This is a genomic window from Salinicola tamaricis, from assembly GCF_003006155.1.
Classification (GTDB): domain Bacteria; phylum Pseudomonadota; class Gammaproteobacteria; order Pseudomonadales; family Halomonadaceae; genus Salinicola; species Salinicola tamaricis.
The window spans coordinates 2,866,333-2,877,863 of the sequence record NZ_CP023559.1; the positions used below are offsets into that span (position 1 = coordinate 2,866,333).

The 11,531-nt window shown below is 68.4% G+C and carries 8 protein-coding genes and 2 pseudogenes; 2 read left to right on the forward strand and 8 right to left on the reverse strand.

Annotated features, from left to right (window positions below; translation table 11 throughout):
- Nucleotides 1-41 precede the first annotated feature (41 nt).
- From CN538_RS13235 to speB, 6 genes are all read right to left on the reverse strand, one after another.
- The gene (locus tag CN538_RS13235) at nucleotides 42-1,487 is read right to left on the reverse strand and encodes an aldehyde dehydrogenase family protein (RefSeq protein WP_106420652.1); all 1,446 of its coding nucleotides are present in this window, start codon (nucleotides 1,485-1,487) and stop codon (nucleotides 42-44) included.
- 8 nt (nucleotides 1,488-1,495) lie between these two features.
- A complete protein-coding gene (locus CN538_RS23060) occupies nucleotides 1,496-2,701 on the reverse strand; it encodes an MBL fold metallo-hydrolase (RefSeq protein ID WP_242495102.1) in 1,206 nt (401 codons plus the stop codon).
- Nucleotides 2,701-3,573, reverse strand: a complete 873-nt coding sequence (locus tag CN538_RS13245; RefSeq protein ID WP_242495104.1) for a purine-cytosine permease family protein — start codon at nucleotides 3,571-3,573, stop codon at nucleotides 2,701-2,703. The genes CN538_RS23060 and CN538_RS13245 overlap by 1 nt, the downstream gene beginning before the upstream one ends.
- Nucleotides 3,574-3,667: 94 nt before the next feature.
- The gene (locus CN538_RS13250; RefSeq protein WP_106419734.1) at nucleotides 3,668-5,257 is read right to left on the reverse strand and encodes a 5-guanidino-2-oxopentanoate decarboxylase; all 1,590 of its coding nucleotides are present in this window, start codon (nucleotides 5,255-5,257) and stop codon (nucleotides 3,668-3,670) included.
- Nucleotides 5,254-6,654, reverse strand: a complete 1,401-nt coding sequence (locus CN538_RS13255; protein ID WP_106419735.1) for a sodium:solute symporter family protein — start codon at nucleotides 6,652-6,654, stop codon at nucleotides 5,254-5,256. The genes CN538_RS13250 and CN538_RS13255 overlap by 4 nt, the downstream gene beginning before the upstream one ends.
- Before the next feature lie 83 nt (nucleotides 6,655-6,737).
- Complete coding sequence (gene speB, locus CN538_RS13260; protein WP_106419736.1) at nucleotides 6,738-7,706, reverse strand: agmatinase; 969 nt, start codon at nucleotides 7,704-7,706, stop codon at nucleotides 6,738-6,740.
- A 218-nt stretch (nucleotides 7,707-7,924) separates the two neighbouring features.
- On the opposite strand from speB, the pseudogene CN538_RS25315 reads away from it, so the two are divergent.
- A pseudogene (locus CN538_RS25315) lies at nucleotides 7,925-8,602 on the forward strand (sigma 54-interacting transcriptional regulator); the annotation flags it as partial.
- Between the two features lie 61 nt (nucleotides 8,603-8,663).
- Nucleotides 8,664-9,221: pseudogene (locus tag CN538_RS25320) on the forward strand (sigma 54-interacting transcriptional regulator); the annotation flags it as partial.
- A gap of 74 nt (nucleotides 9,222-9,295) precedes the next feature.
- Here the strand turns inward: CN538_RS25320 and CN538_RS13270 are convergent.
- On the reverse strand, nucleotides 9,296-10,426 hold the full coding sequence (locus CN538_RS13270; RefSeq protein WP_207233498.1) for an AI-2E family transporter: 1,131 nt from the start codon (nucleotides 10,424-10,426) through the stop codon (nucleotides 9,296-9,298).
- A 192-nt stretch (nucleotides 10,427-10,618) separates the two neighbouring features.
- On the reverse strand, nucleotides 10,619-11,527 hold the full coding sequence (secF, locus tag CN538_RS13275) for a protein translocase subunit SecF (RefSeq protein ID WP_106419737.1): 909 nt from the start codon (nucleotides 11,525-11,527) through the stop codon (nucleotides 10,619-10,621).
- Nucleotides 11,528-11,531 lie beyond the last annotated feature (4 nt).

Genomic DNA, 11,531 nt, shown 5'->3' on the forward strand with positions numbered 1-11,531 from the left:
CGCGGCTGTAAGAGAAAGGTCGCATGCCCACTGGCCGACGCTCACGCCGGGCCGATCAGATGCTTGATTTCCAGGTAGCCGGCCAGCCCCCATGGCCCCAGCTCGCGGCCGATGCCGCTGCGCCCGAAGCCGCCCCAGCCGGCCTCGGGCAGCACCAGCTGCTCGCTGTTGAACCATACGCTGCCGGCGCGCAACGCCCGGCCGACCCGCCGGGCGCGCTCGGCGTCGCCACTGATCACCGTGGCGGCAAGGCCGAATTCGCAGGCGTTGGCCAGCGCAATGGCCCCGGCGTCGTCGGCCACGCTGCGTGCGCACAGCACCGGGCCGAAGATCTCCTCGCACCACAGCCGGCTGGTCAGCGGCACATCGCGATACAGGGTCGGGGCGACGAACTCGCCCTGGGCCGGCAGCTCGCGATGGCGTGCGTCACGCACTGCGTCGAGCCCCTCCTCTTTGGCGATGGCCAGATAGCGCTCGACGGCTTCGCGCTGGCGGGCGCTGGTCATCGGCCCCATGTCGGTGTCGTCGGCCAGCGGGTCGCCCAGGCGAATGGCATCGATGCGCCGGGCGAGGGCGGCGTAGAGCGCCTCGGCCAGGCTATGGTGCACCAGCAGCCGCGAGGTGGCCGAGCAGATCTGGCCGCTGTTGAAGAAGATCCCCGCCATCACCCAGTCGGCGGCGCTGTCGATATCGGCGTCGTCGAGCACCAGGATTGGCGACTTGCCGCCGAGCTCCAGCGAGACTCCGCGGCTGCCGGTGGCGGCGGCGCGCATCACCGCTTCGCCCACCGCGTTGCTGCCGGTGAAGGAGAGCTTGTCGATGCCGGGGTGCGCGCTCAGCGGAGCGCCGATGCCCGCGCCGTCGCCGAGCAGCAGATTGAACACCCCGGGGGGCAGGCCGGTCTCGACGGCGATCTCGGCCAGGGCCAGCTCCGGCAGCGGCACCACCTCCGAGGGCTTGAACACCAGCGTGCAGCCGGCGGCGAGCGCCGGGGCGATCTTCCAGGCGCTGGTCACCAGGGGGAAGTTCCAGGGGGTGATCAGACCCACTACGCCGGCGGGGTCCTCGTAGATCCGCGCCTCGATGCCATCCAGGGCGTGCTCGACGCGCCGGCCCTGGCGGCTTTCCAGGGCGTGGGCCTGATCGGCGTAGTAGCGGTAGCAGGCGATAGCGTCGTCCATGTCGATGGCGGTCTCGGCCAGTGCCTTGCCGTTGTTGCTGGCGGACAGGCGCATCAGCGTCTCGCGACGTCTTTCCAGAGCGTCGGCGAAGGCTTCCAGATAGCCGGCGCGGCGTTCACCGCCGAGGGCCTGCCAGGCGGGCAGCGCGCGCTGTGCCGCGACCACCGCCGCATCGACGTCACTGGCGTCGCCGGCGGTGATCTCGGCGAGCCGTGTCTGGCGATAAGGGTCGATGACCGGCAGGCGCCGTTCGCCCCGCGAGGCGATCCAGCGGTTGTCGATGAACTGATGGTCGAGTCGTTGCATGGTCATCCTCAACGGTCGTGGTCGCGTAGCCAGGCATCGATCAGGGCGTGGCAGCGCTGCCCCGAGAAGCTGGGGAAGTGGCCGCCGTGGACGCTGCGTACCGGCAGCGCGCGCAGCCGTCGCAGGCTGGCGGCGTAGTCATCGAGATCACTGTGGTAGGCGTCCTCGATCAGCTCGCCGTCGTAGAGGATGTCGCCGGCGATGAGGGTTGCGCTGGCCGCCTCCCACAGCGCGATCCCCCCGGGCGAATGGCCGGGGGTGTGGATCACCTCGAAGCGGCGGTCGCCGAGATCGATCACGTCGCCATCCTCGAGGGTCTGGATCGCCGCCGGTGCCGGGATACGATAACCGCTGTGGGCATAGGGCAGCGGGGGCAGGGTGTCGAACATGGCGTCGTCGAGAAAACGCGCGGCCAGCGTGCGCGCGTTGTCCGGGGCGGCGAGGATATCGGCCTCGGCGGCGTGCACGTGGCAGCAGTCGAACCCGTGGGCGCTGCCGATATGGTCGAAATGGGTGTGGCTGGCCACGGCGACGATATCGCGCTCGCTGAGCAGGGCGACCCGCTCGCGCAGTGGCACCGCGCCCAGGCCGAAGTCGACCACCAGATCGCGGTCGCGACCGCGCACGTGCCAGATGTTGCAGCGGTAGAACGGTTTGATGCCCGGCTCGTCGATCAGCGTGATGGCATCGGCGAGGGGCTGCAGCCGATACCAGCTCGTGGCATCGCCGCGGGGCAGGGCGAAACCGCTCATGGCGCGGACTCCTCGACGGCGGCCTGCGGGCGTGGCCGGGTCAGTAGCAGTGCGCCCAGCCAGTAGAGCGTGCCGGTGATCACGAACACCGGCAGCGAGGCGCCGAACGCCAGCGGTGAGACCAGCGACCAGTAGGCGGCGAGGGCGGCACCGATCAGATAGGCGCCGATCGCCACCGCCGCGCGTGGGCCGCCCCAGCTGGTGTTTGGCGGTGAGCAGCTCGCGGCCGTAGCCGTCGCGCCCGACCAGGTAGTAGTCGACGATCATCACCGAGAAGGCGGGGATGAACAGCGCGCCGATCAGCAGCAGGAAGTTCTGGAACTGATCCAGAATGCCCGGAATCAATGCGCCGAACACCGTCACCACGCCGATCACCAGCGCCGGCTTCCAGAACGCCATGCCGGGGGCGACGTTCATGCACGAGAGTGTGGCGCTGTAGACCGCCATGACGTTGGTGGTCATCACCGAGAAGAGATCACCAGTGCCGCGGGCAGCCCGAAGCCGAAGCCGGAGAGCAGCCGCGTCGGATCGTAGGTCTGGGTCATGCCGTTGAGCACCGAGAGCCCGGATACTGCGGCACCCAGCCCCATTGCCAGTAGCGCCGCCAGCACGTAGCCGACATAGGTGCCCCACACGGCGATGGCGCCGCTCTTGCAGTTGCGGTTGTAGTCCGCCGAGGAGGAGATCCAGGAGAAGGCGGTGGCGATCACGATATCGAAGGCGATGCCGAGGGTGATGCCGTTGCGCGCTTCGACTGGCATCTCCAGTAGCGCGCCGACGTCGTAGTGGCGGTTGAGCTGATACAGCACTACCGCCGCCAGCCCGACCATGGCCACCGCCGCCCAGCGTTCGACCCGCTCGATGCCTAAATGGCCGCGCAGCACGATCAGCACCACTACGCTCTCGCATAGGATGGTCATCAGCGCCAGGTTGGAGTAGCCGGTGGTCGCCTGGATCGCGTAGTCGAGACTCATCCCGGCGAGCAGTGCCTGGATCCAGCTCCAGGCGATCAGCACGCTCATGTTGACCAGCGAGATCAGCCGGCTGCCCAGCGGACCATAGGCGCGGCGGGTCAGTGCCATCGACGGCAGCCCGGTGCGCTGGCCCATCAGCCCGACCAGCAACAGCGGCACGGCGCCGATCAGCGAGCCTATCAGTACGCTGCCCATGGCGGTGGCGAAGGGGAGATCCGGCACCAGCAGCATGCCGGTGAGAATGGTGGTGACGACGACATTGGCACCCAGCCACAGGGCGACGGTACCAAAGGCGCCGAGACTCTTGTGCTGGTGCTCGTCGAGAGTGTCCTGCCCGAGCAGGCGGTCGAAGAAAGCCATGTTGAGATCCTCGGTCGTTGTCTTTGTCGTTTTCTCGTTGGGTCTTGCCTGTATTGCTTGCCTGCCTTGCTTGTATGTCCGGGGTGGTCCGGCCTCAGCCGCAGGCCGCCGCCCACGCCGTGGCATCGATCTCGATCAGCCGTGGTCCCGTGCAGGGTGCGGCCAGGGCCTCTGCCAGTGCCGCCGGGCTCGACACGCGCTCGGCGGCGCAGCCGAAGGCCTGCGCCAGCGGCTGGAACGCCGGCGCCGCGGGGTCGACGCCGAGCGGGGCGATACCGGCATGGGTCATGGCCTGGCGGATCTCCGCGTAGCCGGCGTTGTGCCACAGCACCAGGGTGAGCGGCAGCGCCAGCTCCACCGCGGTGGCCAGTTCGGCCAGGCTGAACATCACGCCGCCGTCGCCGACCAGTGCCACCACCGGGCGTTCGGGGCAGGCCAGCGCCGCGCCGATGGCCGCCGGCAGGCCGTAGCCGAGCGTGCCGTAGCCGGTGGAGGCGTTGAACCAGCCGCGCGTCGCGTCGCGCTGGGCCAGATGGTTGCCGGCGTAGACCGGCGCGGTGGAGTCACCGACCAGCACCGCGTCGCGGCGGTGCCGGTCCAAGGCGTCGAACAGCGGTACGAAGGGAGCGAAATCCGGCCGGGTGGCCAGCGCCAGCGCAGCCTTCAGCTCAGCCACGCGCGCGGGCGCGTCATGCGAACCCGATGCCAGCCGGGGCAGCAGATCGCGCATCGCCGCCCCGGCCTCGGCCACGATGCCCAGCGCCGGTAGATGGTTGCCGCACAGCTGGCGCGGGTCGATGTCGATGCGGATCAAGCGCTCGGGGAGCGTGAAGCCGCCGTCGAAGGTGACGTCGTAGTCGGTCTCTCCCAGCTCGGTGCCGATCGCGAGCACCACATCGGCCTCGGCCACCAGTGCGCGCACCTCGGGCCAGGTGGCATTGGACCCGAGATCGAGCGGGTGTGAGCGCCCCAGCACGCCGCGGGCGTTGATGGTGGTCAGGGTGGGCGCATCCAGACGCTCGGCCAGCTCGCGTGCCGCCGCCGGGTCGGCGATCGCGCCACCGCCCAGCAGCAGCAGCGGGCGCCGGGCAGCGTCGAGCCACGCCGCCGCCTGGTCGAGTGCCGCCGTCGCGGCCTGCGGCGGGTGGCAGCGCCCCGGCACTGGCAGTTCGGCGTCGAGCGGGGCGTCGAGCAGGTCGCGCGGTATCTCGATGTGCACCGGCCCGGGCCGCGCGGTGTGCAGCAGCGTCCAGGCCCGCGCCAGCACCCGCGGTAGATTGGCCGGGTCGAGCAGGGTATGGCTGAACAGGCTGACCCCGCTCAGGGTCTGCTGCTGCGATGGCAGCTCGTGCAGCCGGCCTTCGCCCATGCCCAGCTCGGCGCGCCGGTTGACGCTGGAGATCACCAGCATGGGCACGCTGTCGGCGAGCGCCTGACCCATCGCCGTGGCGATATTGGTCATGCCCGGGCCGGTGATGATGAAGCAGGCTGCCGGGCGTCCGCTGGCGCGGGCGTAACCGTCGGCCATGAAGCCCGCGCCCTGCTCGTGGCGCGGCGTGACGTGGCGCAGCCGGCTGCCCTCGAGGCCACGGTAGAGTTCGATGGTGTGGACACCCGGGATGCCGAAGACGGTATCGATGCCGAGCGCTTCCAGCGCCCGCACCAGCCAGCGTGCCACGCTCATGGGCACGGCTCCGATTGCGCCTCGGTGGCCACGGGGCGACTGTGATCCGGACGCAGCAGGCTGACCACGACGAAGCTCGCCAGGCTCGCCACCAGACCGGCGTAGATCGGCGAATTGGCCAGCAGGCCATCCTTGAGCATGAACGCCACCACCCCCAGCGAGCCGGCCGCCATCGCCGCGATGGCGCCGCTGTTGGAGGCCCGGCGCCAGTAGAGCGCGCCCAGGATCGGCACCAGCATGCCGCCGACCAGCAGGTTGTAGGCGATGGTCAGGGCGCCGATCACGTCATCCACCAGCAGCGCGATGACGATGGTGACCAGCCCCATGAGCAGCGTCCACAGGCGGTAGCTCGAGACCCGCTCGCTCTGCCGGCCGCCGCGCATAGCCGGCAGCAGGTCGCGGGTCATCAGGGTCGAGGCGGCAAGCATGCCGGCGCTGGCGGTGGACATCATCGCGGCCATGGCGGCGGCGATGATCAACCCGCGCAGGCCGTCCGGCAGCGCCAGTTGGGCGACCGCGGCGAAGGCGTTGTTGGCATCGGCGAGATCGGGCAGCAGCACGCTGGCAGCCACGCCCACCAGCGCGCCGATGGCGCCATAGATCAGGCAGTAGATTCCCGCGGCGGTGCCGGCGAAACGGGCCACCCGGGTCGAGCGTGCGGTGAATACCCGCTGCCAGATGTCCTGGCCGATCAGGATGCCCAGGAAGTAGATGACGAAGTAGGTGACGATGGTCGACCAGCCGATCCCGGTGAGCGAGAAGTGCCCCGGCGCGGCGCTGGCGACCAGCGTGTCCCAGCCGCCGGCATAGTGCACCGTCAGTGGCAGCATCAGCCCGAGCATGCCCACGGTCATGATCACGAACTGGACGATGTCGGTGAGCGTCAATGACCACATGCCGCCGAGGGTGGAGTAGACCATCACGATGGTGCCGCCGATCACCACCCCGACCCAGGAGGGCAGCGCGAACAGCACCGTTACCAGGGTGCCGATGGCGATGGTCGAGGTGACCGCGATCATCAGATCGTAGGCGAGCATCACCGCTGAGCTGACAGTCTTGGCCGCCGGCGTATAGCGGCGCTCCAGTAGCTGGGTGTTGTAGAGCTTGAGCTTGGCCAGCGGCTTGGCCAGCACCAGGCTGAGCACGATCAACCCCAGGCCCAGGGCGCCGCACAGCCACAGCCCGGAGAGACCGTAGACGTAGCCCAGCTTGACCGTACCCACGGTGGAGGCGCCACCGAGCACCACCGCGGAGAGCGTGCCCAGATAGAGCCCCGGGCCCAGGCGGCGGCCCGCCACCAGATAGTCGTCGCTGCTGCGGGCGCGTTTCATGCCCCAGCAGCCGAGGAGCAGCATGCCCGCCGCGTAAAGCGCGACGACGAGAAGATCCAGCATCATGACGTTTTACCCTGCCGCCGTGCCGGCGGCGATTGTTGTTGTGAATCCAGATATGAACGGTGATGACCTGCGGCTGGTTGGCGTCAGCGGCGCTTCACGCCGGGCAGCACGCAGAGCATCTCGAACAGCAGGTTGGCGGCGACCACCGCGGTCTGGCCGTGGGCATCGTAGGGCGGCGAGACCTCGACCAGGTCGCAGCCGACCAGATCCAGGCCGTGACAGCCGCGGATGATCTCCAGCGCCTGGGGGATGGTAAGCCCGCCGATCTCGACGGTGCCGGTGCCCGGGGCGTAGGCGGGGTCGAGGCTGTCGATGTCGAAGCTCAGATAGACCGGCCCGCCGCCGACCTTGTCGCGAATCTCCGCCATCAGCGGCGTCAGGCTCTGGTGCCAGCACGCCTCCGCCGGCACCACTCTGAAGCCCTGGTCGCGGCCCCAGTCGAACTCGTCGGCGGCGTAGCCGGTGCCGCGCAGGCCGATCTGCGCCACCCTCTGGGTATCCAGCAGCCCCTCTTCCACGGCACGGCGGAAGGGGGTGCCGTGGGCGATCTGCTCGCCGAACATCTGGTCGTTGATGTCGGCATGGGCATCGACGTGGATCAGCCCCACCGGGCCGTGCTTGGCGGCCATGGCGCGCAGGATCGGCAGGGCGATGGTGTGATCGCCGCCCAGGGTCAGCGGGATGACGTCGTGGCCGAGCATTTCGTGGTAGAAGCGCTCGATGATGCCGACGCTCTTCTTGAGATCGAAGGTATTGATCGGGACGTCGCCGATATCCGCCACCTGCAGGCTCTCGAAGGGCGCAGCGCGGGTCGCCATGTTGAACGGCCGCAGCATGCGCGACTCGTCACGGATCTGGCGCGGCCCGAAACGGGTGCCGGGGCGGTTGGAGGTGCCGATATCCAGCGGGATACCGACGAAGCAGGCGTCGAGCCCGGCGGCGCTGTGCTGGGTCGGCAGGCGCATCATGGTCGCCGGGCCGCCGAAGCGGGGCATCTCGTTACCGCCCAGCGGCTGGTTGAGCGGGGCGCGATCCGTAGGCTGGTGGGACATACCGTCTCCTGAATTGTGATTGTCTAAGGGTCACTTATCACCACGCATAAAGCATGCCAACCGTAACCCATTGATTCTACGAACCTGTCGACCTGTTGTACCGTACGTTTTTGTATCGATGACTTGCAGCTTTTGATTTAAATACGTATCAATGATGCAAAAGCGAATCGGAGATGCCGATGACTGAGGCCCAAGCGGACCTCGCCACCCTGAAGGCGATGGTCGAGACCGCCCAGGACCATCTGTTCGTGGTCGATGCCGAGGGGCGTATCCTCGATGTCAGCCCCGGCGCCGCGACGGTCTACGGCATGCCACGGGAGGCGCTGTGCGCGACCACTGTGCAGGCGCTGCAGGCCAGCGGCGTGCTCTCGCCCTCGGGTGTCGTGGAAGTGATCCGCAGCGGCCAGCCGGCGCAGCTGATGCAGCGCACCGGCACCGGCCGCCAGGTGATCGCCGAGGCGCATCCGGTGTATGTCGGTGGGCGCCTGGTGCGGGTGATCAGTCGCTCGCGGGATCTAACCGATCTGCGTCTGTTGCAGGATGAGTACGCGCTGCTCCAGCAACGCTTCACTGAGCATCTCAAGCGCCACCACGAGGCGCCGGCGGAGACGTCCACCGAGGCCGGCGAGCTGGTGGTCAAGAGCCGCCTGATGCGCGAGATCACCCAACTGCTCAAGCGCAGTGCGCCGACCGATGCCACAGTGCTGATGCTAGGGGAATCGGGGGTGGGCAAGACCGCCTTCGCGCGCCAGCTGCATCGCTGGAGCCGTCGCCGCGATGGTGCCTTCGTCGACGTCAACTGTGCGGCGATTCCCGAGTCGCTGTTCGAGTCGGAGATGTTCGGCTACCAGCCCGGCGCCTTCAGCGGCGCGGCGCGACAGGGCAAGGCGGGGCTGCTGGAGCAGGCGCACAACGGCACCCTGTTCCTCGACGAGATCGGCGAGCTGCCCGCTGACCATGCAGTCCAAGCTGCTCAAGGTGATTCAGGATGGCTCGCTCACCCGGCTCGGCGATACCCGTTCGCGGCGGGTCGACTTCCGCCTGGTGGTGGCGACCAATCGCGACCTGGCGCGGCAGGTGGAGGAGGGCGCCTTCCGGCTCGATCTCTACTATCGGCTCAACGTCATCCCGGTGACCCTGCCGCCGCTGCGTGAGCGCCGCGAAGAGATTCGCGGGCTGGCGGAGCGCCAGCTGGAACGGCTCAACCGCCGCTACGGCGATGACAAGATGCTCCACCCGCGGGCCTGGGCCGAGCTGATGAGCGCCGAGTCCGGCAACGTGCGTGAGCTGGAGAACTGGCTGGAGCGCGCCTGGCTGGCGGGGGAGCAGCAGTGTGATCGGCGGCCCGGCGGGGGCCGAGCCGGGCGCCGCCGGGGCGCCGCCGTCGCTGCCTCCGACGGAGTCGGCGAGCGGCGCGTTACTGGCCGAGGGGGAGGATTGAAAGCGGCGCTGGCCGCCCATGAGCGGCGTATTCTGGCCCAGCTCGCCGAGACCCACGGTTCCACCTATGCACTGGCCGAGCGCCTGGGCATCAGCCAGCCCAGCGTGGTGCGCAAGCTGAAGCGCTACGCCATCGCCCTGAGGCGCGATCAGTCCGGTCGCGACCGGTATAGCGGGCGATCAGCCGCGGGTTGCCGTAGCCCCAGCGCTCCGCTTCGCTGGGGGCGTCCGGGGCCTCGTCGTCGTGCAGCCACTCGCGCCAGCTGGCGACCAGCAGGGCCATCAGCACCGGGCCACGAACAGCCCCACCAGCCCCTGGTCTTCACGCCGCCGACCAGACCGAAGAAGGTGGGCAGGAAGGGCAGCTTGATCGGCCCGCCGACCAGCCGCGGGCGCAGCGTCTTGTCGACGATGAACAGCTCGATTGCCCCCCACAGGAACAGCCCGATGCCGTTGGGCAGATGCCCGGTGGCGATAAGGTAGAGCGAGACCAGGGTGAAGGTGAGCGGGGCGCCGCCGGGGACCAGCGCCATGAAGGCGGTGATCACACCGAGCACCACCGGCGACTGCACCCCGGCGATCCAGTAGGCGGTACCCAGCACCACCCCCTCGCCGAGGGCGATCAGACCCATGCCGACCACGGTCGAGCTGATGGTCGCCGGCACCACCCGCGAGAAGCGCTGCCAGCGCGCCGGCAGGATGCGCTCGCCGACGATATCCAGCTGGCGCGCCATGCCCACCCCATCGCGGTAGAGAAAGAACAGCGTGATCAGCATGAACAGCAGGGTGAGCGCGAGATGCACCGCGTTGCTGCCGAGCGCCAGCACCCAGCGCGAGATATTGCCGATGTGCTCGCCACCCACCAGTTGGAGATAGGACTCCAGCGCGTGGGGCTCGGCCAGATAGGTTTGCCACTGCTCGTGGACCCAACTGCCGACCCCGGGTAACTGGGCGGCCCAGCCCGGCACCGGGATGCCGTGCTGGTTGGCGGCCAGCAGCCAGCCGATCCAGCCCTTGAGCTCCTGGAAGGCGTAGGTACAGGCCATCACGATGGGGATCACCAGACACAGGATGATCAGCACCAAGGCGATGCTCGCGGCCAGGGTGCGGCGCTGACCGCAGCGCGCCAGCAGCCAGCGGTAGAGCGGCCAGCTGGCGACACAGATGATCAGCGCGGCGAGCACCGGAATCAGGAAGTCGATGAAGAAGTAGACGCCGGCGATCAGCACCAGCACCAGCAGCCAGCGGGCGACGCTGGAATCGGCAAAGATAGGAGCCATGGATCTCCCTGATGGCAAGCGTGGAGGGCGACTCATCATACCCCAGCTCGGCGCGCTGGCGTCGAGTCCCGAGCGCACTGGCGCGGTCTCGGGCGCATCTCGGTGGAATGAGGCCGCCGGGGACGGGACGGCGACCACGAAAAAGGCCTCTCCGAGGAGAGGCCTTGGGTCCAGCAGCGGTCTCGGCGCGGCTCAGGGCAGCTCTTCTTCGCCTTCGACGTTCTCCTTCTTCGCCGGGATCAGGTCCTGGCGTTCCAGCTTGAACACCAGCAGCGCTGCGGCGACATAGACCGAAGAGAAGGTACCGGCGACGATCCCCAGGATCAGCGAGATCGAGAAGTTGTGGATCATGTCACCGCCGAGGAAGAACAGCGCGAACAGCACCAGCAAGGTGGTGCCCGAGGTCGCCAGGGTACGGGACAGGGTCTGGTTGATCGCTTCGTTGAAGATCTGCGCCATGTCGTCGCTGCGCGAGAGGCGGATGTTCTCGCGGATACGGTCGTAGACGATGATGGTGTCGTTCAGCGAGTAGCCGATGACCGCCATGATCCCGGCCAGCACGGTGAGATCGAACTCCCACTGGAACAGCGCGAACAGCCCCAGCACGATCACCACGTCGTGGGCCAGCGAGATCAGCGCGCACAGGGCGAACTTGTACTGGAAGCGGAAGGCGACGTAGACCGCGACGCCGGCCATGGCCACCAGCATGCCCAGACCGCTCTGGTCACGCAGCTGGTCGCCGACCTGGGCGCCGACGAACTCGGCCCGGACCAGCTCGATCGAAGCGCCGTTGGCGTCGAGCGCGGCGACCACCTGATTGCCGACATCGTTGTTGAAGGTCTGCTGCAGGCGCACCAGCACTTCGTTGGCGGCGCCGAAGGTCTGCACCTGGAAGTTCTCGAAGCCGTGGCTGGCGAGCAGGGCGCGCACGTCATCCAGCGAGGGCGCAGCGGCGTAGTGCAGCTCGACCACGGTGCCGCCGGTGAAATCCAGACCCAGATTGAGGTTGAGCAGCACGAGGGCACCGACCGAGACGATCGTCAGCACGATCGAGACGATAAAGGCGATGCGGCGTTTGCCCATGAAATCGAATTGGCGCATGGCT

Bases quoted from the DNA above. Each gene is read 5' to 3' on its own strand.
- secF (WP_106419737.1), bottom strand. From the start codon at position 11,527: ATGCGCCAATTCGATTTCATGGGCAAACGCCGCATCGCCTTTATCGTC.
- CN538_RS13250 (WP_106419734.1), bottom strand. From the start codon at position 5,257: ATGAGCGTGGCACGCTGGCTGGTGCGGGCGCTGGAAGCGCTCGGCATC.
- CN538_RS13235 (WP_106420652.1), bottom strand. From the start codon at position 1,487: ATGCAACGACTCGACCATCAGTTCATCGACAACCGCTGGATCGCCTCG.
- CN538_RS13255 (WP_106419735.1), bottom strand. From the start codon at position 6,654: ATGATGCTGGATCTTCTCGTCGTCGCGCTTTACGCGGCGGGCATGCTG.
- CN538_RS23060 (WP_242495102.1), bottom strand. From the start codon at position 2,701: ATGACCACCAACGTCATGGCGGTCTACAGCGCCACACTCTCGTGCATG.
- CN538_RS13245 (WP_242495104.1), bottom strand. From the start codon at position 3,573: ATGGCTTTCTTCGACCGCCTGCTCGGGCAGGACACTCTCGACGAGCAC.
- CN538_RS13270 (WP_207233498.1), bottom strand. From the start codon at position 10,426: ATGGCTCCTATCTTTGCCGATTCCAGCGTCGCCCGCTGGCTGCTGGTG.
- speB (WP_106419736.1), bottom strand. From the start codon at position 7,706: ATGTCCCACCAGCCTACGGATCGCGCCCCGCTCAACCAGCCGCTGGGC.